Source organism: Nocardia sp. CA-136227, assembly GCF_050955695.1.
Classification (GTDB): domain Bacteria; phylum Actinomycetota; class Actinomycetes; order Mycobacteriales; family Mycobacteriaceae; genus Nocardia.
Genome location: NZ_CP192081.1, coordinates 353,424 through 373,592, shown reverse-complemented (window position 1 = coordinate 373,592; position 20,169 = coordinate 353,424). Strand labels below are relative to the sequence as shown.

Sequence of the window (20,169 nt, the reverse complement as noted above, 5' to 3'; positions counted from 1 at the left end):
TAAGATCACGAAATTGGAACGTGTTTCACAGGAATTCAACCATGCCGACCGGCCCCAGGGCGGCGTTTCCAGCCTCCAACCCGAAGTCGATCTCGAGACTGGACAGCCCATCCCGGGTGTCGGCAGACTAGAACCTGTTCTACAGTGATGCCAGGCACACTCGAAGATGAGGTAACTGATATGACCCCTTCCCCGGGCTCCACGTCCGAAGCCGATTACGTCGTCGTTGGCGCGGGCAGCGCCGGCGCGGTCCTGGCCGGGCGCCTCGCGCAGGCCGGCGCGAGCGTGATCCTGTTGGAGGCCGGGCGCAAGGACAACTCCCAGCTGGTCACCCGCCCCGGCATGATCTCGATGGTTCACACCGTCCCGCAGCTGAAGAAGCTGGTGACCTGGAAGCAGTACTCGGTCCCGCAGAAGCACGCCAACGACCGCAAGATCCCGATGACCCGCGGCAAGGTGCTCGGCGGCTCGTCCTCGGTCAACGGCATGCTCTACGTGCGCGGCAACAAGGCCAACTTCGACTCCTGGGCCGCCGAGGGCAACAAGGGCTGGTCCTACGACGAGATTCTGCCCGCCTACAAGCGCCTGGAGAACTGGGTCGACGGCGCCGACGACTACCGCGCCACCGGCGGCCCCATCGAGGTCACCCGCCCCCGCGAGATCACCCCGATCGCCGAGCAGTTCATGACCGCCGCCTCCGAGTCCCTCGGCACGCCGATCATCAAGGACTACAACGGCGAGTCGCAGGAAGGCATCTCGATCTTCCAGCAGTCCGTCAAGGACGGCATCCGCTACAGCTCCTCGCGCGGCTTCATCACCAACATGCCGAACTCGCACATGACCGTGCTCACGCACGTGCACGCCACCCGCGTGGTCATCGAGAACGGCCGCGCCACCGGCGTCGAGATCGCCGAGAAGAACGGCACCCGCCGGATCGTGAAGGCCGCCAAGGAGGTCATCGTCTCCGGTGGTGTGATCGGCTCCCCGCAGCTGCTCATGCTCTCGGGCATCGGCCCGGCCGCGCAGCTGCGCGAGCACGGCATCGAGGTCGTCGCGGACCTGCCGGTCGGCCAGAACCTGCACGACCACCTGTTCGTGCCCATGACCTTCGTGTCCAAGAAGGCCCTCCACCGCGGCATCCCGACCTACTTCGCGCGCGGCATCCTCAAGGAGATGCGCAACCCGGGCAGCTCCTTCATGGGCCGCACGGTCTTCGAGGCCGCCGGCTTCGTCAAGACCAAGTTCGCCGAGGGCGACCACCCGGACATGCAGATCCACACCCTGCCGTGGAGCTACCCGACGCCCAACCAGGACGCCGACAAGCTGCACCTGGTGGACCGCCGCCCGGCCTTCACCATCATGCCGTCGCTCATCTACCCGAAGAGCCGCGGCGAGATGAAGCTGGCCTCGGCGGACCCGTTCGCCTCGCCGCTCATCGACCCGGGCTACCTGACCGACCCGTGGGACACCGAGTTCCTGGTCGAGGGCATCAAGATGATCAAGGAGATCATGTCGCACGCGAGCATCGCGGGCGACTGGACCGAGAACTTCTTCCCGGGCCAGCAGTGGGCGGACGAGACCGCGCTGCGCCGCGAGCTCCCCAACCGCGTGCACTCGATCTACCACCCGGTCGGCACCTGCCGCATGGGTGTGGACGAGCGCGCGGTCGTCGACCCGACCCTGAAGGTGCACGGCATCGAGGGCCTGCGCGTCGCCGACGCCTCGATCATGCCCAGCATCACCGGCGGCAACACCAACGCGCCGAGCTACATGATCGGCGAGAAGGCCGCCGAGTTCATCAACGGCGGACAGTAATCCCACCGAGCCGCTCCGGAGACTGCTACTTCCCTGGTAGCTCCGGCGCGCGGGTCAGCGGCCACGACCATCGCTGACCTGTGACAGCCCCGGGCCTCCTACCTCTCGGCCCGGGGCTGTTGTCCTTTCTCCCGAGGAGTCAGCGGTGTCCCTGCCCGTCGATCTGTGGCTCAACGCGCCACTGGCCGAATCCGCTTCGCGCGCCGCGCGATTGCGCGAACTCGGGGTGGACGGCGTGTTCACCTTCGAGGGCGCGCACGACGTGTTCGCGCCGCTCACCCTGGCCGCCACCGCCGGAACCGACATCATGACCAATGTGGCCATGGCGTTCCCGCGCAGCCCGATGCACCTCGCGCACACCGCGTGGGATCTGCAGGCGCTCTCGGGCGGGCGGTTCCGGCTCGGACTCGGCAGCCAGATCCGGCCGCACATCGAGAAGCGGTACGGCAGCGTCTGGTCGGAACCGGTGGAGCGGATGCGCGACACCGTGCTCGCGGTACAGGCGATTCTGCGGGCCTGGCAGACCGGGGAACGCCTCGACTACCGCGGGCGGTTCTGGCAGCACACGCTCATGACGCCACAATTCGATCCGGGACCGAATCCGTCCGGGCCGCCGCCGGTGCTGGTCGGCGCGCTGGGGCCGCGCATGACCGCCATGGCCGCCGAGGTCGCGGACGGGCTGCTGGTCATGCCGTTCAATACCGAGCGCCACTACCGGGAGCGGACCCTCGCGGCGGTGGAAAAAGGCCGCGGCGACTCCACCCGGCCGTTCGAGATCATCGTGGAAGCCATTGTGGCCATGGGTGATACGGAAGAGGAGCTGGCCGCGGCGCGCAAGGCGGTGCGAAACCTGCTGGCGTTCTACGGTTCCACGCCCGCTTACCGCCCGGTGCTGGAGGTCGAGGGCTGGGCGGATCTGCAGCCCGAGCTCAATCTGCTGTCCAAGCAGGGGCGCTGGCGGGAGATGGCCGGACTGATCGACGACACCATGGTGGACGCGCTCACCGTCAGCGGCACGCCCGCCGAGTGCGCCGACCGGATCCGGAATCGTTTCGGGGACACCGCCGCTCGCGTCTGCTGCTACTTCCCCGGCTACCAGGTCGGCGACGAGGCCATCGCCGACCTGGTGACCGCACTGCACGCCTGATCGACACCGCGCGCCTGATCAGCCCACGGTGATGGGCTCGGCCAGCTCGTACAGACTCCGGCGGCCGGTCATATCGGTGACCACCAGTCGCGGCAGGTTCGGGCCGAGCCCGTTGTAGACGTGCGAGGCCGCCGGATCGGTGGTGGTCTCGTGCGAGCCGTCGCCGAAGTACCAGTCGTAGCGGCGAATGGCGCCGCCCGCCCGCTCGGCGTCGAAACTGACCGCATTGCCGGACCGGGCGGTCACCTTCGACGCCGTGAACCCGATGCCGAACGGCTCACCGCCACCGAACCATTCGCTGATCCGGGGATTCATCAGGAAGACGTCGGCGTGCTTGCGCGCGACCTCGAGGTCGGGCGGTGACACGGCCGGAATGGCCCGGCACTGCGGCAGGTCGTTGGCCTGCGGGCAGACCAGCAGCCGCAGCGACGCCGCCTCGTCGCCGAGCGGGTTCAGGGCCGGCGTGCGCTCGGCCGGCTGTGCGATGTCCCGGGGCGTCGTCTGCGCGGGGTCCGGCACGACCTGCGCCGGATCCCGAACGCCCACGGCGTCCTCGGTGAACAGCCCGTCGGCGGCCGTGGCGTACTCCTCGTCCGCGGCGGCATTGGCGTCGGCGACGGCCTGCCGGAACAACTCCGAGGACACCCGCACGAACTCCGACCAACGCTGGGTCAGCGACTCCGGCACCCGATCCCCGTCGTAGCCGTGGAAGTAGTTGCCCACCAGCACCTTCGGCGTTCCGGGCAGTTGGTGCGCGGCCTGCACCGCCTCCCGCATACCGCGACCGCCGTAGCCGAGGGTGGCCCCGCTGTAATAGGGCACGGCGGCGGCCGGGTTCACCGCGTCCGCGCCCACCCCGCCGCATTCGCGGTGCACGGCGGACGCCAGATCCTGGGTGCCGGGCGTGACGCCCACCGGAATGCCGAAGATCGGGTCCAGATCGTTGAGGCAGCCGTCGATCAGCACCAGATCGACCGGGTAGCCGTTCGCGGCGGCGTCGCCGGTGGCCTTGGCGAGCTGGCAGAACACGTCGAGGGTGGCGTCCCCGCCGGGGCATTTGCCGGTCGGGTGTTCACCGGGTGCGTCCAGGGCGGCGCCGGAGGCGGTGTAGTCGTGCAGGGTGGCGCCGCGGCCGGTCCTGGATCCCAGGGCATCGGCCACCACATTGGCGAAGCTGTGCTTGCGCGGGGCGTTCATGCCACCGAGCACCGACTGGCCCCACAGCACCGAGTCGCCGACCGAGACCACGTGCAGCGGACGGCAATCCCGGTTCACCCGGAAGTTCCACGGCTTGCCGTAGCCGGTGACGTCACCGCCCGGGATCCGGGCGCGGGCGTCCACGCGGAGCAGGCCGTCGGTGGGGAGCTCGTCGTGGCGGAGGTCGAACCCGACCGTCATCACGTCGTTCTGCACCACGGTGATGCCGCTGCGAATCGGCTGTCCGCCACCGAGAATCCGCCACTCCACCTCCGCGTGCGAGTCGACGCCCGGCGGGAAGTAGACGGCGGCGGTGCCGTGCAGCGGTCCGGCGCACGGCCCGTCGGGGGGTGCGCTGACGTCTATGACGAGGGGAAGGTCGCTCGCGGGTTCGGCGGCGGCGGGTAGCGGCCGACCGGCCTGCGCCACGATTCCGGCTACCGCGATCGCACCCGCCAGGGCCGGCAGCAGGGCCGCGCGACACCGGCGAGATCGCCACACTTTCATTGCTCCTCCTGGGACATGCGCAATCCAACAGCAGACATGGTGCGGATGCGGCGGCACGGCACCCGTAGGCGCGCCGAAATGGCCCAATTTAGCTCGTTCTACCTGCGAATCTGTTAGACAAAAGGGATGAACGCGAGAAATCTGACACTCGCTACAGCCGCCTTCGCCCTCACCTTCTGGGCATGGAATCTGATTGGTCCGCTATCGAGCAGCTATACCAAGCAGCTGGACCTCTCCCCGGGCCGGCAATCACTATTGGTCGCCACCCCGGTCCTGGTCGGATCGCTGGGCCGGATTCCGGTCGGCGTGCTCACCGACAAGTTCGGCGGGCGGTTGATGTTCACCGCCGTCTGCTTCATCTCGATCATCCCGGTGCTGCTCGTCGGCTGGTCGAACCCGCGCGCGTCGGCACCGTGACCGGTCTGGTCGGCGCGGCCGGTGGCCTCGGCGGCTACTTCCCGCCGCTGGTGATGGGCGCGGTCTACAGCGCGAACCACGACTACACCTTCGGCTACATCCTGCTGGCCCTCACCGCCGTCGCCGTCCTGCTCTTCACCCTGAGGATCGGTCGCGAGCTGCGCCAGACCGCACCGGCCACCGAAGTCCGCCAACGCGTTTGACCACTCCGGAACGGATAGCTCCCCGAAAAAGGGGGATTAGCAGGACTTTTCACTGTTACAAGATCTTGTTAAGGCCGTGCCAAGCACGGCTGGGCATCGTTGTGTCCAACGCCGGAACGCACCGGCGGACCCACCGAGCCACCTTTCCTGGGGCGGGAATGCTGGGGCCGGCCCGTCCACGAGGGGTGACGGGCCGCCCACAGCACACCGATCGACTGGCGTCTCGCTGGGTATCCGGCCTGCCGCGAAGGGGGTGGCAGGCAGGCGCAGAACCCGCGAGTCCGTCCACGAGGGGTGACGGACACGCGGGTTCTCTGTTGTCTGCCCTCCGCTTCGCTCCGGGCGGGTTCGTGGCGCGCACTCGCCGGATGGATAGGAGTTGAATGATCTTGTTATCGGCGAATGTGGCCTTCGTGACTCGAGAGACGGCATCATGGAAGGCAAGAGCGCCAAGCAGATTGGGATGGACGATGGAAACCTTGGTCGTACTGGCTCTGGCCTGCCTGATCTACTGGTGGGGTCTACTCTGACCGGGGAGTTTGCGCGACCGCGTAGAGGGCGTCGGCGATCCGGCGGCTGAAGTGGTCGGCATCCTCGGTGCCGTGGGTGAGTGCGCGCATCAGGGTCGCACCCCGGAGGAATTCGAAGACCGCCTCGGTGTCGCAGGTGCGGGCCGCCTGGCCGGACTCGGCGGCCGCCGTCAGCAGATCGCCCAGCGCTTGAATTGTGGGGCGCTCGCCGCCGTCGAGCAGGCGGCGGTAGCTCTCCCGATCGTCGTGATACTCCGACAGCAGGCCGGGAATGGCCGAGCGGGCGGCGGGGTGCGCGGCCGCGTTCAGGAACAGGCGCGTCCACGCCAATAGGTCGGCGCGCAGATCGCCGGTGGGGGCCGGATGGTTCTCGGTGTCCAGCGCGAAGATCGCGTCCTCCACCAGCGCCCGCTTCCCCGGCCAGCGGCGGTAGATCGAGGTGGTGACCACCCCGGCCCGGCGGGCCACGGCCGCGATGGTGGTGGCCTGGTAGCCGTCCTCCACAAGCAGTTCCTGGGTGGCGGTCAGCACCTGGGCGTCCAGCTGCGGATCCCGGGGACGGCCGGGGCCGGTGCGGGCGGTCCCTGTCGCTGCGGTCACGTGGTCTCCCTCTGGTCGGCCGGCCAATCTTCTGGAACAGGTTACATTCTCGCCGGAATTCGAATACGCTGCGCCTCGTATTCTAATTTACCGTGGCCTGCGCCACACCTCCGAGAGGCAGCCGTCGATGTTGACGCCCCAGGACGAACTACTCGCCCACCAGCTCCCCACCACCTTCGACCACGTGCAGCAGAGCGATCTGCGCTGGACCGAACGCGTCGTCCTGTACGGCTTCGACACCACCGGCGAGATCAGCGTCATGACCGGCATGGCGCGCTACCCCAACCGCAATGTGCTCGACGCGTACGCCATGGTCACCGTCGGCAACAAGACCGCCCACGTGGTCCGGCTCTCCCGCGAGATCGGCGACCGCTACGACGGCATCGCCGACTGGACGGTCGGACCGTTCAAGTACGAGATCGTGGAACCCCTGCGCAAGGTCCGCGCCACCCTCGGCGACAACGAGCACGGCGTCCGGCTGCACCTCGACTTCGAGGGCCAGTTCCCGGCCTACGAGCAGGAGCCCGCCTTCTTCCGCACCCGCGGCCGGGTCCGCGAGGACGCCCGGCGCTATTACCAGAACGGGCGCATCTCCGGCTGGATCGAGGTCGAGGGCAAGCGCTACGACATCGACCCGGAGACCTGGTGGTTCGGTCGCGACCACTCCTGGGGCACCCGGCACGGCGGTGGCGGCGGCAGCCTCGGCGAGGGCGACGGCCTGCAGCCGTCCGAGATCCCCGACGGCGTCCTCTACTACATGGGCATCTTCCAGTTCGAGGACGAGCTGGTGCATTTCGCGCAGCGTGAGACCGCGGAAGGCCGGCGCTGGCACTTCGAGGGCACCGTGCTGCCGCCGCTGGACTCGGGCAAGCAGCCCGTTCCGATCGCCACCACCGACCACGCGCTCACCTTCCGCGACGACTTCCGCATCGTCAGCGGCGGCAGCTTCACCGTGCGGTCCACCGACGGCCGCGATCGCGAATTCACCATCACCCCGATCTCCGATTTCTGGCCCGGCATAGCCGGCTACGACTTCTACCGCGGGTACGCCTCGGGCCTGTGGCGCGGGGAGAACTGGAGCGAGGGCCTGACGGTCGACCTCACCGACACCGCCGACCTGAAGCAGGCCAGCATGCTCAGCGAGACCTTCTGCCGCGTCGAGACCGAGGGCAAGGTCGGCTACGGGCTGGTCGAAATGGTGTTCATGGGCCGCAATACGCGGTACGGGTACGGGTACGAGGGATTCTGACGGTGAGCGCCACCCGAATTCCCGCCGAGCACCTCGGCGTGGCACTGGAACCACTGGTGCGTGAGCACTTTCCGAGCACCGGCCAGGTCAGGGTCGGCGGATTCGCCCGCACCGAACGCGGATTCGCCACCGAGACCTATCTTTTCGACGTCAACGACGAGTACGGCACCGTTCCGCTGGTGATGCGGCGGCCACCGGACATGTCGCTGTTCCCCGACTACGACCTGCTGCGGCAGGTACTGGTCATGAAACGGCTGGCCGGTACCGGCATCCCGGTCCCGACCGTGGCCTGGCTCGAACGCGACGACAACCCGCTCGGCAGCCCGTACTTCGTCATGAACCGCCTGGAGGGACGAGCGCCGAGCGACTATCCGTCGTATCACGCCGCCGGAACCTATTTCGAGGCCACGCCGGAGCAGCGGGCCCGCATGTGGTGGGGGTGCGTGGACACCATCGCCGAGGTCAGCCGGATCGATTGGCGCGCCTCGGGATTGGAGTTCCTCGCCTTCCCGCAGCACGGGAACGGGGTCATCGAGCAGGGGGTGAACTATCTCGACGCGGCCCTGCACTGGGCGTGCGAGGGCGACGTGCCCGAAACGTACCGGCGGGCGATCGCGTTCCTGCGCGAGCATCTCTACGAACCCGATGAAGCTGTGCTGTGCTGGGGCGACGCCCGGATGTCGAACATCCTCTACGACCAGGACTTCCGGGTCCGCGGCGTGCTCGACTGGGAGATCGCCCACCTCGGGGCCCCCGAATCCGATCTCGCCTGGCTGCTGTTCCTGGACTGGGCGTGCAGCGAATACGAGGGCCACGCTCCCCTGCCGGGCACGCCCTCCCGCGCGGAGACCATCGCCTACTACGAGAAGCTCACCGGCAACCCGGTCCGCAATCTCGAATACCAGGAGATCTTCTCCGCCGCGCTGCTGTCGGTTCCGCTGCTGCGCATGACCCATCGCGTGCAGCTGCCCCCGGAAATGAACATCACCGGCTTCTGCACCGCCCGCATCGAGCAATTACTGAACTGACAGTGTCGCCGTCCACCGATACGCTGTCGCGGCACATTTCATTTCGATCGGGGGGGTTCCCTAATGCTGCGTCTGGGTATCTGGATGGCGATTCTCGGCTTCGGCTCGCTGTTCCTGGAGCAGGCCAATATGCACTTCATCATCCTGGCCTGGGCTGACAATATGCAGCCCGGCTTCGGCATCGTGCTCGGGGCGATCGGGGTACTGGTGGCGCTGGTCTCGTTCGGCATGCAGGCCAAGGACGAGTCGGCCTGAGCCACCGGGAAATAGACGATTCCGCCCCCGGCAGGACGCCGGGGGCGGAATCGTTTTCGGGTATCGGCTAGCGGGCCTCGGCCAGTTCCGACTCGGCCGCCTCCTCTGGAAGTCCTTCCGGCGCTGCCGCCTTCGCGCCCTTCATCAGGAAGAAGGCGATCACCGTGGCGGCCAGTACCGCCGCGCCACCCGTCAGGAAGGTGGTCGACATGGCGTGGGTGAAGGCGTCGCGAGCCGCGTTCAGCAGGGTCGCGTCACCGGTGGCGAAGGCTCCGGCGATGCTGTCGCGGGCCGCCGCCGGGGCGTCGGAAGGCATTCCGTCGGTGTAGGTTCCGGCCAGGATGGCACCCAGCACGGCCACGCCCAGCGCGCCACCGGTCTGCTGGATGGTGTCGTTCAGGGCCGAACCGACACCGGCCTGCTCCGGCGGGATGGCCCCCATCAGCGCGCCGATCGCGGCGGGCATGGCCAGACCGGCGCCCGCGCCGACCAGCGCCATGGCCAGGGCCGCGGCCCAGAAGCCCGAGTCGGTGTCGAGCGCGGCCAGGGCGCCCGAACCGGCGGCCAGCACCAGCATGCCGAGCAGGGTCAGCGGGCGGACGCCCAGCTTCCGCACCAGACCCGCGCCCACACCCTGCGCCACCAGGGCGGCGAAGGCCAGCGGGGTGAAGGCCAGCGCGGTCTTCATCGGCGTGTAGCCGAGCACGAACTGCAGGTACTGGGTCAGCAGCAGGAGCAGACCCGCATTGGCGAAGGTGACCAGCACCAGGGAGAAGCTGGACCCGGTGAAGACGCGGTTGCGGAACAGCTGCAGCGGCACCATCGGGTGCTCGGCCTTCAGTTCGCGAATCAGGAAGGCCACCAGGAAGAGCGCGGCGACGAGCAGCGAAACCCAGGTTCCGGCAAGGCCCTTGGTCGGGAACTCGATGATGCCCCACACCAGCGCCACGGTGCCGACGATGGACAGCGCCATGCCCGGCAGATCGGTCGGGCGGGCCGGGCCCTTGGACTCCGGCATCAGGGTCATGGCCGCCACGATGGCCACCGCCGCGATCGGCACGTTCAGCAGGAAGACCGCGCCCCACCACACGTGTTCGAGCATGAGGCCGCCCAGCACCGGGCCGCCGACCATGCCGATCATGGCGACACTGCTCCAGGCGGCGATCGCCTTCGGACGCTCCTGCTCGTCGAACACGGTGATCAGGATGGACAGGGTGCTCGGCATGATGAGCGCGCCGCCGATACCCATGATCACCCGGCCGCCGATCAGCATCTCGGGGCTGGTGGCGTAGGCGGCCAGCAGTGAGGCCGCGCCGAAGAGCACCAGGCCCAGGACCATCACCAGCCGGCGGCCGAAGCGGTCGGAGAGGCTGCCCGTGGTGAGCAGCAGGCCGGCGAAGACCAGGATGTAGGAGTCGATCACCCACTGCAGCGCCTGCGGGCCGGCGTGCAGGTCGGTGGCGATCTGGGGCAGGGCGACGGTGAGCACCATATTGTCGATCACCAGCACCAGGGAGCTCAGGCAGAGCACCACCAGGATCAGCCAGCGCCGCGGGTCGCGCTGGGCGACCGGCGCGGTCAGCGCCTCGGCCATGTCTTTCGCAGTCATTGTCGTGTCCCCTTCGAGAAGCGGTTCCGCACACTGTGCGGCGTTGTCGAACACTGTACGGTCTCCGTACACTGTTCGCAAGAGGGAACGGTGTACGGCAGCACGAACGGCGTTCTAGCTGGGGTTATGCTGTTCGGCAGACAAAGGAGGAAGAGCCATGGCGGCCAAGGCACAGGAGTTCTCGTCGGTGTGGACCCGACCGGAACGACAGCGCAAGGATCAGCCCGCACTGAGCCGGGAACAGATCGTCACCGAGGCGCTCGCCCTGCTCGATACCGAGGGCTACGACGCGCTCAGCATGCGCCGGCTCGGAACCCGGCTCAACGCGGGCGCGACCTCGCTCTACACCCACGTCACCAACAAGGACGAGATCCTCGAACTCGTCATCGACGAGGCCTTCGGCGAGGTCCGGATGCCGCCCCTCGCCCCCGAGCGGTGGCGCGCCGATCTCCTGGCGGTCGGCCGCGAACTGCGAGCCACCATTCTGCGACACCCCTGGATCAGCATCGCCATGACCGGCGCCGGACTCGCCTATCTCGGCCCGAACCTGCTGCGCCTGTCCGAGGGCATGCTCGCCCTGCTCGAGGCGGCCGGGTTCGACGACTACGCCGCCGACCGCGGCTCCAATGCCATCTGGTCCTACGTGATCGGCTCCACCGGCGGCGAGACCGCCATGGTCACCACCGTCGCACGCAGCGGCCAGACCGAACAGGAGTGGTTCGCCAAGATGATGGTGATGGCGGGGCAGGCGACGCAGGGATATCCGCACATCACCAAGCGACATCGCAGCCTGGGGGACATCGACGTCGCCCAGACCCGCGAGGACTTCTTCGACTCCGAACTCAGTCTCATCCTGGACGGCCTGGAACTGCGCCGCGACCGCGCGGCCGGGAAATAGCCTGCCGCGACGGCGGATTCAGCGACCGGTCGCCAGACCGGTCCCCCCGTTGACATCGAGGACGACGCCGGTGGTGAAGCCGTTCACCGCCAGCAGGTGAATGGCGGCCGCGACATCCTCCGGGCGCCCGACCCGGCCCACCGGGGTGGTGGCGACCAGACCGTCGAACAGAGCGGTGCGCTGCGCCTCGGGAACCCGGTCCCACCAAGGCGTATCGATGACACCCGGGGCGACCGCGTTGATCCGCAGCGGGGCGAGCTCGACCGCCAGCGGCGCGACCATGGCATTGAGCGCGCCGTTGATGGCGGCCAGACCCGCCGTGCCCGGGAAGGCCGAGCGGGCCGAGGCGGCGGTCACCAAGGTCACCGAACCGTGCGAATCCAGGTGCGGCAGCGCTGCTTTCAAGATGCGGACCTGCGGCCAGAACTTGCCGTCGAAACCGGCGGCCAGCTGATCCAGGCCGAGTTCGGCGAACGGGCCGCTGCCGGCCGAACCGCTCACCGAGATGATCAGGTGGTCAAGGGTTCCCAGCCCGGCGAAGAAGGCGTCGACCGCGGCCTGGTCGGTGGCGTCCACGGCGTGACCGGTGGTTGCGCCGCCGATGCGGGCCACGGCCGCGTCCAGTTTGCCCCGGTCGCGACCGGTGATGACGACCTCCGCGCCCGCGGCCGCGAAGACGGCGGCGGTGGCCTCGCCGATGCCGGAACTGCCGCCCATGATGACGACGCGCTGTGTTGTGGTCATTGCCGGAACCTCCAGTTTGTCGGAACTGATAGTCTCGACAACAGCGAAACCGAGACTTTTAGTCTCGACAGAACGGTGAGCTGCGCCACAGGAGGGCATCGATGAAAACCACAGGGCCGCAGACCGATCCGCAGCGACCTCATACCGGCCGCCGCCGCAACGAGGCCACCCACCAGGCCATCCTCGATACGGCGCTGCGGCTGCTCGGCGAATCCGAGGGCGCGCCCGTCACCATCGACGCCATCGCGCGGGCGGCCGGAGTCGGGAAGCAGACCGTCTACCGTTGGTGGCCGTCCAAAGGCGCGCTGCTGCTGGACGCGCTCACCGAGCGATCGGCCCTGCACGTGCCGACGCCCGACACCGGCACGGTGCGCGCCGACCTGCTCGCGATCATCGACTCGACCTTCCGTGGCGCGCAGAGTGATTCGACCGCGCCCGCCCTGCGCACCCTGGTTCGCGAGGCGGCGCAGGACCCGCACCTGGCCGAACTGCTGGAAACCTTTACGGCGCAACGGCGTCGGGCCGTCCTGGAGGTCCTGGAGCGGGGGCGCGAACGCGGCGAACTGGCCGATGACGCCGATCTCGATCTCATGGTCGACCAGTTCTACGGCGTGTTCTGGTACCGCTTCCTGCTCGGCCACGCACCCCTCGATACCGCCGTGGCCGAACGGCTCACCGATTCGATTCTGGCCGGGAACATATGAAAGAAGCCCGCGCCGCAGATTGCGGCGCGGGCTTCGATCTCGAGTTCAGAGCCGTTCGCGGACAGCCACTTCGATGCGCTTGCCGAGGTCGGCGTCCACGCTCTTCCAGTAATCGAACACGCGGCTGAGGATCGGCTCGCGCACACCGCCCAGGATGTGCCCGGCCACATTGCTCACCAGGCGATCCCGCTGGGCGTCGTCCATGACCTCACGCACCAGGGTGCCCGCCTGCGCGAAGTCGTTGTCCTCGCGGTGGGTGACGTACCCGGCGCGGATCATGGTCGGGTCGAACGCCCACGCGCCGTCGTCGATGGCGCGGGCCGGGTCGGCGTGCGCGCCGCCGAAGGAGTTGGGCGCGTACACCGGAACGGTCGGCGCGTTGTGGCCGGAGCGCATGGCGCCGTCTTGCGAGTAGGAGTTCACCGGGGCGGCCTTGGCGCGGTTCGGCGGCAGCTGCGCGTGGTTGGCGCCGATCCGGTAGCGGTGCGCGTCGGCGTAGGCGAAGACGCGGCCCAGCAGCATCTTGTCGGGCGAGAAGGCGATGCCGGGCACCACGTTCGAGGGCGCGAAGGCGGCCTGCTCGATGTCCACGAAGTAGTTCGCGGGGTTGCGGTTCAGGGTCCAGCGGCCGACCTCGATGAGCGGGTAGTCCTGCTGCGACCAGACCTTGGTCAGGTCGAACGGGTTGAAGCGGTAGTTCTCCGCCTCGGCGACCGGCATGATCTGGACCTTCAGCGTCCAGCTCGGGTGGTCGCCGCGCTCGATGGCCTCGTACAGGTCGCGCCGGTGGTAGTCGGCGTCCTTGCCGGCGAGTTCGTCGGCCTCGGCCTGGGTGAGGGTCTTGATGCCCTGGTCGGTCTTGAAGTGGTACTTCACCCAGAAGCGTTCGCCCGCTTCGTTGATCCACTGGTAGGTGTGCGATCCGAAGCCGTCCATGTGGCGCAGGGTGGCGGGGATGCCGCGGTCGCCCATGAGCCAGGTGACCTGGTGGGCGGTCTCCGGGCGCAGGGTCCAGAAGTCCCACTGCATGGTCGCGTCGCGCAGGCCGGAGCCGGGCAGGCGCTTCTGCGAGTGGATGAAGTCGGGGAACTTGATCGGGTCCTTGATGAAGAAGACCGGGGTGTTGTTGCCGACGATGTCGTAGTTGCCCTCGGTGGTGTAGAACTTCACCGCGAAACCGCGCGGGTCGCGCCAGGTGTCGGGGCTGCCCTGCTCACCGGCGACGGTGGAGAACCGCACCAGCGATTCGGTGCGGGTGCCCGGCTGGAACAGCGCGGCCTTGGTGTAGCGGCTGACGTCGCCGGTGACCACCAGTTCGCCGAACGCGCCCGCGCCCTTGGCGTGCACCACACGCTCCGGGACGCGTTCCCGGTTGAAGTGCGCGAGCTTCTCGATCAGGTAGTGATCGTGCAGCAGGATCGGGCCCTGGGCGCCCGCGGTGAGCGATTCGTTGTCGCTGGGCACCGGGGCGCCGGAGTTGGTGGTGGTCGCCTTGGTCATGTCGCCGAGCGTGCTCGGTTTTCTGGAATTAGTCAAGAAAAGCGGGCGTAAACAAAGGTGTATACAGTCCGGGGCTACCGCGGCGGCGGCATCCGAGGGGTCGGGAAGTCGCCGGGCCAGGTGGGCATCGGCGGCACCGTGAGCGGGTATTGCCGCAGGTAGGACGGGAACGTCGGCGGCGCGTTGTAGCGCGGCGGCGTGTAGTGGGTCGTGGTCGGCGCGGAGTCATGGTCCGAACCCAGCGCGGCGATCACCACCCGGATCACCAGCAGCACCCCGACCACCGCCGCCCACCGCCCGAACCGGCTGCCATCGGACCTCGGCCGCGAAACCGGCACCTGGACAGCGGCTTTCCGAGTGCCGGACGGACGACGGGACGCGCCTCCGGCCGCGGCCTCCCGGACCGCCCGCGCCCGCAGCTCGTCCTGCGCGGCCAGCCACGCCAGCTGCTCCCGCACCACATCGCCGTACGCCGGATCCAACTGCGCGACCCGCCGCAATTGCTCCGCGCCCGCCCGATTGTCCCCTCGATCCACGGCGAGCAGCGCGAGCTCGTACAGCGCTTCCGCATGGTCCGGCTCCAGCCGCAGCACCTCCCGGAACGCGGCCTCCGCCTGCGCCTGTGCATCGGGCCCGTGCACGTTCCGCCGCAGGGTCAGCCCGCGCAGCAGATGCGTGTGCGGGTCATCCGGTTCCAGCTCGAGCGCCAGTTCCAGATTCTCGAGCGCCGCCGCCGGATCGGTATCCCGTTGCGTGGCAGCCAGTATCCGGAAATTCACCGCCTCGTCCGGCTCGAGTTCGACAGCCCGCCGAGCCGCCGCCAGCGCCCGCACCCGCCGCTGTGCCCCCTCGTCGCCGGCCGCGGCCCGGCTCAACTGCAATTCCGCCAGTGCCCGCACCCGCCACACGAACGGCTCGTCCGGCACCACCCGCATGGCGGTCCCCGCGAACTCCAGCGCCCGCTCGTACTCCCCCGCCCGATAGGCCAGATTGGCCATATCCGCCAACGCCTCGGGATCCTCCGGATCCCCCGCCAGCACCTCCCCCAACATCTCCCGGGCCGCCTCGAACCGCCCGAGATCCGCCAGCACCCTGGCCTTCTCGATCTTCTCGCTCATCGATCGGCGATCCGGGATCAGCGGTTGTCGCGAGTGCGCATGTAGGCGGCCAGTTCGTCGTAACTGCCGTCGTTGTTGGCGAATTCGACCACGTTGCGGGCGGATTCGAACCAGGCGCCGGTGCTGGGGCGGGTTTGGGCGAGGGCGGCGGCGAGGTCGTCCATGCGGACCGGGCGGACGGCGCCGGTGCGGATGGAGTCGGCCATGGCGAGTTGGGTTGCGGACTTGCAGATTTGGGCCAGGTCGGCGCCGGAGTAGTTCTCGGTGCGGGCGGCGACGGCGGCGAGGTCGATGCCTTCGACGGGGCGGTCCTTCAGGTGGTGGCGCAGGATCGAGACTCGGGCCTCCGGGTCGGGGAGCGCGACCAGGACCATGCGGTCGAAGCGGCCGGGGCGGCGCAGGGCGACGTCGACGTCCCAGGGGTGGTTGGTGGCGCCGATGATGTAGACGCCCTCGTTGTCGCTGGTCATCGAATCCATCTCGGTGAGCAGCTGATTGACGGTGGAGCGCAGGGAACTGGAGCCGGAGAGGTGGCTGCGCTTGTGGCCCAGGGCGTCGATCTCGTCGAAGAACAGGACACAGGGGGCCTTGCGGCGCGCGGTGCGGAAGACCTGTTTGAGGTTGTACTCGCTGCGGCCGGTGTACCAGTTCAGGATGTCGGCGATCTCGATGGCATAGAAGTTCGCGCCCAGCTCACCGGCCACCGCCGACGCCACGAACGTCTTGCCGCAACCTGGCGGACCGTAGAGCAGCAGACCGCCGCGGGCGCTGGTGCCGAAGGCCTTGGCCAGTTCCGGGTTTCGGACCGGGCCCAGCAGCGACAACTCCAGCTGCTGCTTGACGTGCTCCATGCCACCGACATCGGCGAGGGTCAGCTTGGGGCGCTCGAACAGGCCGACATCGCCCTCTGCGTACGGTTCGGACCGCTCGTTCACGAAGGCGGGCTGGATGATGTCGCCCACCTGCTCCTCGGCGGCGTCCCAGTCGTAGCCGGAATCGGCCGCCTCGGAACCGATCGCGGGTGAGGTCGCGGAAACCGGTGCGACCGCGGCCGATTCACCGGCCTCGCCGCCCGCCAGCGCCGCGGTGCAGCGTTGCAGCAGCGCCGTCACCTGCGCGTTGACCGGATCCTGGGCCAGCGCCGTGGCGCACTGCGACAGCGCCTCCGCGTGGCGGCCCCGGGCGGCCAGCAGTTCGATCACGCTGATCCGCACCGGCAGCAGCTCGGGATTGGCGTCGAGCACGGTCAGCAGATTGGCGATCACCGGATCGTCGGTCACAGCTCCCCCAAGAGAAGTACAGATTGTTCTTCGCCGAATGCTAAACGCTCCGGGTGACACCGGTCACCACCGCAAGGACGTCACCCGGATCATGCCGGCGTGCCATCCTGTGGTTTTGAACCCGGACTCTCCATAGGCGTTATGAGGCATCGCCCAGATCACAGTGCCGCAGCTGGAATAGATCGGTGCGGAGCCTGGTTGATCCACTCTGCCGGCGTCGGAACAGCCCCGGGCCGCACCCTTCGTCGCTACGAGCGACCACTCGCCGAGAGGCGCTTGTTGGGCGTCGGCTTCAACTTTCCGGGTTAGCCTGAACTCCATGCGGCGCATGCGCAGGGGGATGGCCGGGGCGTTGGCGACGGTAGTGATGGCGGGCAGCGTGATCCTCGGCGGAGGAACCGCGACAGCGGCCACCGATCCGGCGTACTGCGCGCAACCGACCGGGCGCGACTTCGTGCGCGCCGCACCCGAGGACACCGGGGTCGACCCCGGGCCGCTGGCCGACGCCCTCGCTTTCGCGGCCACCCGAAACCGCTTGAACGTCCAGGTCTTTCGGCACAACTGCCTGATCGGCACCGGCCCCTCGAACGCCGAGACCGACACCGTCCCGTGGAACGTCTGGAGCGTCACCAAGAGCGTCGTCTCGCTGCTCGCCGGAATCGCCTGGGACCGCGGGAAACTCGACATCGACGCGACCCTGGACAGCTATCTCCCGCCGGACATCGGCGATGCCGGGCACCGCGCCATCACCGTGGAGAACCTGCTCCAGGAGACCTCGGGCCTGCGGGTCGGCGCGGCCACCGAGGGCATCACCGGTGTCGTCCCCATCGACCCGTTCAGCGCGATCCAGGCCCTGGGCGTGCCCTTCGACACCGCGCCGGGCAGCGCCTTCCAATACAGCCAGCGCAATGTGGACCTGCTGTCGTATGTGATCGAACTGGCCACCGGCGAACCGCTCCAGGACTTCGCGCAGCGGGAACTGTTCGGCCCCTTGGGCATCGAGCGCGGCGACTACTACTGGGCGCGGGACCGTTCCGGCCACACCTACGGGTACGCGCACCTGTTCATCCCGCCCGCCGATCTGGCGCGGCTGGGCATGCTGGTCGCCGCGCACGGCCGCTGGAACGGCCGCGCCGTCGTCTCCCAGACCTACCTGGATCGGGCCGTCACGCCGTCGGGCACCAACCGCTGCTACGGCTACCTGTTCTGGCTCGGCCCGGGCTGCGCGGAGAATCCCGAATTCCTGCCCGCCGACACGTATTCCATGTCCGGCCTCGGCCTGCAGAACGTCTTCGTGGTGCCCGATCTGGACCTGATGGTGGTGTGGACCGGCGCGTTCGGCGTGCACAGCGGTCAAGGCCCCGGTGGCCTCCTGCAATACGGCGACGAGCCGTCGCACGAGTTCTTCCGCCGCCTGCTGTCCGGGTTCCGCGACCATCCGATGCCGGATCCGGGCCCATACGTGGAGACGCCGCTGCGGGTGGACTACCGCGCCTACTTCGACACCGATATCGCGCTGGCGGTCTTCGGCATCGGCGCGGACGCCTATCCCGGCTGTACCGTGTTGTCCTGCTTGAACCTTCCGCTCGCCCCGCCGTTCAGTGACGCGCCCCCGGGCTGCCTGCTGCTGGCGTGCGTCGGCCCCGACCCGCGCACCCCGGGTGTGCGCTGACTCCGGCGACAGCGCCTAGGGCGTGACCGCGGCCCGGCCCGCCAGCTCCCGTAATTCGTCGGCCGGTCGGCGGCCGGCGAACTGCAGCAGATCGCGCACCACCTCGCGGGCGCGATGATCGGTGTGGACCAGTTCGGGCGTTAGTCGCTCGGCATTGAGCAACGCCTCCAACGCTTCCGCCGCCTGCCGCCGCTGCGCGTGCGCGCGAGCCACGTCGACCAGGAAGCGGGCCTGCCGTTCCGGCGACAGGATCGACGCGTCGACGGTGCGCGCGGTGTCGAGCGCCTCGCCGGCGTCGCCCAGTTCGACGGCCACGGCCACCGCGTGCACGGCGACCCCTGTCGGACCGAACTCGGTGTCGAAGTCGTTGCGGCCCTCGCCCAGTCGATCGGCGGCCGTGCGCGCCGCCGCCAACCCGGCCCGGGCCGCGGTGCGATTCCCGTCCGTCGCCGCGATCACCGCCAGCATGAGCTGCAGAGATCCGTAGAGCGACAGCACTTCCGGCTGCGGGTGGTCGGCCGCCGCGCGGGCGGCCAGCGCCGCCACCGACACCCGTGCCGCCCGTTCGGCCTGTTCCAGTCGTTGCAGGCGCAGGAAGGCCTGTGCCATGCGATAGGTTCCGGCCACGACGCTGAGCGCGTCGCCGGATTCCTCGGCCGCGGACAGGGCGCGATCGGCCGCGACCCACGCCGCGTCGACCTCCTCCTGACGGGTGAACGCGGTCGCGGCCACCTGATAGGCGCGCGAGAGCTGGGTCAGCACTTCCGGCCGCCGCGGGGTGTTCGCCCGCGCGGCGTGTTCCAGGTCCGGGATCAGTTCCAGCAGGCTGCCGCCCACCTCGACCAAGCGGGATTCGTGGGCCAGCTGCCAGGCCAGGTCCACGCGCTGTTGCAGCTCGGGGAGTTTCGCGTCCGCCGCGTTCGGCTCGGGAACGCGGTCGGCCACGTCGCCCAGGAGCTGGTCCAGTGCGGGATGTCCGGTGAGCATCAGCCGCAGCTGCTCGAAGACCGCCGAGCCGGGCCGATGCCCGTCACCGCGGTCGGCGGCCACCGGTTCGGCCGCTTCGGGACGCAGATCGCGTACCGCCACGCCGAGCACGTCCGCCAGTCTTTGCAGAACGGACAGTCGCTCAACAGGCAGGACGTCTCGCTCGACCTGCGACACCCAGCTTTCCGAGCGCCGAATCGCCGCGCCCAGCTCTTTCTGCGATAGTCCCCGCCGCCGGCGCAACTCCGCTACCCGTGCCCCAAGGGTACTTTCGGCCACCGGGTCAAACTCCTTCTGCCTGATCGGCTTTCCCGGCCGTCACCGCCCGCTTGTTTCGCCGATGTCTACCATGCCCTTCTCCTTCCGCCCATTCCTTCCAAGGGGGGATCTGCCGACAAGGATTCCAGACCGGGCGAGCTTACGGCGCACAGTATGGAACATGGATTTTTCTTATTGCACCGCAATTTTTCTGTGTTTAACGTTTGAAGAGGACCCGTCGAACCAAACGGACGACAAGAGGTGGTCATGCCCGGCGAACTTCTCTTCTTCCTACTCGGAGCCGGAATCGGCGGCGCGGCAATGTGGTTCGCGGCGTGCGCCCTAGCGGCCACCAAGTATTCCTCCGCTGCCGACGGGGCGACGGTGCAATCGATCACCGCTCGCCTCGAACGCGAGGGTAACCGGAACTCTCGCGCGGCGAAAGGTCAAC

The 20,169-nt window shown here is 68.7% G+C and carries 18 protein-coding genes; 10 read left to right on the top strand and 8 right to left on the bottom strand.

Annotated elements, in window-relative coordinates; all coding sequences use genetic code 11:
• Positions 1 to 180 precede the first annotated feature (180 nt).
• Both ACQP06_RS01650 and ACQP06_RS01645 read left to right on the top strand, forming a co-directional pair.
• The gene (locus tag ACQP06_RS01650) at positions 181 to 1,815 is read left to right on the top strand and encodes a GMC family oxidoreductase (RefSeq protein WP_433669973.1); all 1,635 of its coding nucleotides are present in this window, start codon (positions 181 to 183) and stop codon (positions 1,813 to 1,815) included.
• A gap of 151 nt (positions 1,816 to 1,966) precedes the next feature.
• Positions 1,967 to 2,962: a TIGR03617 family F420-dependent LLM class oxidoreductase gene (locus ACQP06_RS01645; protein ID WP_433673208.1), complete on the top strand. Its 996-nt coding sequence runs from the start codon at positions 1,967 to 1,969 to the stop codon at positions 2,960 to 2,962.
• A gap of 18 nt (positions 2,963 to 2,980) precedes the next feature.
• On the opposite strand, the gene ACQP06_RS01640 is transcribed toward ACQP06_RS01645, so the two are convergent.
• On the bottom strand, positions 2,981 to 4,666 hold the full coding sequence (locus ACQP06_RS01640) for a PKD domain-containing protein (protein WP_433669971.1): 1,686 nt from the start codon (positions 4,664 to 4,666) through the stop codon (positions 2,981 to 2,983).
• 126 nt (positions 4,667 to 4,792) lie between these two features.
• On the opposite strand from ACQP06_RS01640, the gene ACQP06_RS01635 reads away from it, so the two are divergent.
• A complete protein-coding gene (locus ACQP06_RS01635; protein ID WP_433669970.1) occupies positions 4,793 to 5,083 on the top strand; it encodes an MFS transporter in 291 nt (96 codons plus the stop codon).
• On the top strand, positions 5,080 to 5,286 hold the full coding sequence (locus ACQP06_RS01630; protein WP_433669969.1) for a hypothetical protein: 207 nt from the start codon (positions 5,080 to 5,082) through the stop codon (positions 5,284 to 5,286). Before ACQP06_RS01635 ends, ACQP06_RS01630 begins: the two co-directional genes overlap by 4 nt.
• A gap of 521 nt (positions 5,287 to 5,807) precedes the next feature.
• Here the strand turns inward: ACQP06_RS01630 and ACQP06_RS01625 are convergent.
• Positions 5,808 to 6,416: a TetR/AcrR family transcriptional regulator gene (locus ACQP06_RS01625; protein WP_433669968.1), complete on the bottom strand. Its 609-nt coding sequence runs from the start codon at positions 6,414 to 6,416 to the stop codon at positions 5,808 to 5,810.
• Between the two features lie 127 nt (positions 6,417 to 6,543).
• On the opposite strand from ACQP06_RS01625, the gene ACQP06_RS01620 reads away from it, so the two are divergent.
• From ACQP06_RS01620 to ACQP06_RS01610, 3 genes are all read left to right on the top strand, one after another.
• On the top strand, positions 6,544 to 7,665 hold the full coding sequence (locus ACQP06_RS01620) for a hypothetical protein (protein ID WP_433669966.1): 1,122 nt from the start codon (positions 6,544 to 6,546) through the stop codon (positions 7,663 to 7,665).
• A 2-nt stretch (positions 7,666 to 7,667) separates the two neighbouring features.
• Positions 7,668 to 8,693, top strand: a complete 1,026-nt coding sequence (locus tag ACQP06_RS01615) for a phosphotransferase family protein (protein WP_433669964.1) — start codon at positions 7,668 to 7,670, stop codon at positions 8,691 to 8,693.
• 63 nt (positions 8,694 to 8,756) lie between these two features.
• The gene (locus tag ACQP06_RS01610) at positions 8,757 to 8,948 is read left to right on the top strand and encodes a hypothetical protein (protein WP_433669963.1); all 192 of its coding nucleotides are present in this window, start codon (positions 8,757 to 8,759) and stop codon (positions 8,946 to 8,948) included.
• A gap of 67 nt (positions 8,949 to 9,015) precedes the next feature.
• On the opposite strand, the gene ACQP06_RS01605 is transcribed toward ACQP06_RS01610, so the two are convergent.
• Positions 9,016 to 10,557: an MFS transporter gene (locus tag ACQP06_RS01605; RefSeq protein ID WP_433669962.1), complete on the bottom strand. Its 1,542-nt coding sequence runs from the start codon at positions 10,555 to 10,557 to the stop codon at positions 9,016 to 9,018.
• A 157-nt stretch (positions 10,558 to 10,714) separates the two neighbouring features.
• Here ACQP06_RS01605 and ACQP06_RS01600 point away from each other — a divergent pair, with 157 nt between their 5' ends.
• The gene (locus ACQP06_RS01600) at positions 10,715 to 11,455 is read left to right on the top strand and encodes a TetR/AcrR family transcriptional regulator C-terminal domain-containing protein (RefSeq protein WP_433669960.1); all 741 of its coding nucleotides are present in this window, start codon (positions 10,715 to 10,717) and stop codon (positions 11,453 to 11,455) included.
• Between the two features lie 18 nt (positions 11,456 to 11,473).
• On the opposite strand, the gene ACQP06_RS01595 is transcribed toward ACQP06_RS01600, so the two are convergent.
• Entirely contained in the window at positions 11,474 to 12,199 is a 726-nt protein-coding gene (locus tag ACQP06_RS01595; RefSeq protein ID WP_433669958.1) for an SDR family oxidoreductase, read from the bottom strand.
• Positions 12,200 to 12,300: 101 nt separating this feature from the next.
• On the opposite strand from ACQP06_RS01595, the gene ACQP06_RS01590 reads away from it, so the two are divergent.
• On the top strand, positions 12,301 to 12,903 hold the full coding sequence (locus tag ACQP06_RS01590; RefSeq protein WP_433669957.1) for a TetR/AcrR family transcriptional regulator: 603 nt from the start codon (positions 12,301 to 12,303) through the stop codon (positions 12,901 to 12,903).
• Positions 12,904 to 12,948: 45 nt separating this feature from the next.
• On the opposite strand, the gene ACQP06_RS01585 is transcribed toward ACQP06_RS01590, so the two are convergent.
• The 3 genes from ACQP06_RS01585 to ACQP06_RS01575 all read right to left on the bottom strand — a co-directional run bounded on the left by ACQP06_RS01585 (position 12,949) and on the right by ACQP06_RS01575 (position 16,801).
• Positions 12,949 to 14,403 (bottom strand): catalase, encoded by a 1,455-nt coding sequence (locus tag ACQP06_RS01585; protein WP_433669955.1) that lies wholly within the window; start codon positions 14,401 to 14,403, stop codon positions 12,949 to 12,951.
• Between the two features lie 74 nt (positions 14,404 to 14,477).
• Positions 14,478 to 15,521, bottom strand: coding sequence for a tetratricopeptide repeat protein (locus ACQP06_RS01580; protein ID WP_433669953.1), 1,044 nt, complete (start codon positions 15,519 to 15,521; stop codon positions 14,478 to 14,480).
• A gap of 17 nt (positions 15,522 to 15,538) precedes the next feature.
• Positions 15,539 to 16,801 carry an AAA family ATPase gene (locus ACQP06_RS01575; RefSeq protein WP_433669952.1) on the bottom strand — a complete coding sequence of 421 codons (1,263 nt, stop codon included), beginning with the start codon at positions 16,799 to 16,801 and terminating at the stop codon, positions 15,539 to 15,541.
• A gap of 319 nt (positions 16,802 to 17,120) precedes the next feature.
• Between ACQP06_RS01575 and ACQP06_RS01570 the strand changes: the two genes are divergently transcribed.
• Positions 17,121 to 18,473: a serine hydrolase domain-containing protein gene (locus ACQP06_RS01570; RefSeq protein WP_433669950.1), complete on the top strand. Its 1,353-nt coding sequence runs from the start codon at positions 17,121 to 17,123 to the stop codon at positions 18,471 to 18,473.
• A gap of 15 nt (positions 18,474 to 18,488) precedes the next feature.
• Here the strand turns inward: ACQP06_RS01570 and ACQP06_RS01565 are convergent, their stop codons facing one another.
• Positions 18,489 to 19,739 (bottom strand): helix-turn-helix domain-containing protein, encoded by a 1,251-nt coding sequence (locus ACQP06_RS01565; RefSeq protein WP_433669948.1) that lies wholly within the window; start codon positions 19,737 to 19,739, stop codon positions 18,489 to 18,491.
• Positions 19,740 to 20,169: the final 430 nt, after the last annotated feature.

What these genes read in the sequence shown, in the direction of transcription:
- ACQP06_RS01590 (WP_433669957.1), top strand. Translation starts at nt 12,301, where the DNA reads ATGAAAACCACAGGGCCGCAGACCGATCCGCAGCGACCTCATACCGGC.
- ACQP06_RS01635 (WP_433669970.1), top strand. Translation starts at nt 4,793, where the DNA reads ATGAACGCGAGAAATCTGACACTCGCTACAGCCGCCTTCGCCCTCACC.
- ACQP06_RS01605 (WP_433669962.1), bottom strand. Translation starts at nt 10,557, where the DNA reads ATGACTGCGAAAGACATGGCCGAGGCGCTGACCGCGCCGGTCGCCCAG.
- ACQP06_RS01610 (WP_433669963.1), top strand. Translation starts at nt 8,757, where the DNA reads ATGCTGCGTCTGGGTATCTGGATGGCGATTCTCGGCTTCGGCTCGCTG.
- ACQP06_RS01580 (WP_433669953.1), bottom strand. Translation starts at nt 15,521, where the DNA reads ATGAGCGAGAAGATCGAGAAGGCCAGGGTGCTGGCGGATCTCGGGCGG.
- ACQP06_RS01570 (WP_433669950.1), top strand. Translation starts at nt 17,121, where the DNA reads ATGCGGCGCATGCGCAGGGGGATGGCCGGGGCGTTGGCGACGGTAGTG.
- ACQP06_RS01620 (WP_433669966.1), top strand. Translation starts at nt 6,544, where the DNA reads ATGTTGACGCCCCAGGACGAACTACTCGCCCACCAGCTCCCCACCACC.
- ACQP06_RS01585 (WP_433669955.1), bottom strand. Translation starts at nt 14,403, where the DNA reads ATGACCAAGGCGACCACCACCAACTCCGGCGCCCCGGTGCCCAGCGAC.
- ACQP06_RS01650 (WP_433669973.1), top strand. Translation starts at nt 181, where the DNA reads ATGACCCCTTCCCCGGGCTCCACGTCCGAAGCCGATTACGTCGTCGTT.
- ACQP06_RS01600 (WP_433669960.1), top strand. Translation starts at nt 10,715, where the DNA reads ATGGCGGCCAAGGCACAGGAGTTCTCGTCGGTGTGGACCCGACCGGAA.
- ACQP06_RS01595 (WP_433669958.1), bottom strand. Translation starts at nt 12,199, where the DNA reads ATGACCACAACACAGCGCGTCGTCATCATGGGCGGCAGTTCCGGCATC.
- ACQP06_RS01640 (WP_433669971.1), bottom strand. Translation starts at nt 4,666, where the DNA reads ATGAAAGTGTGGCGATCTCGCCGGTGTCGCGCGGCCCTGCTGCCGGCC.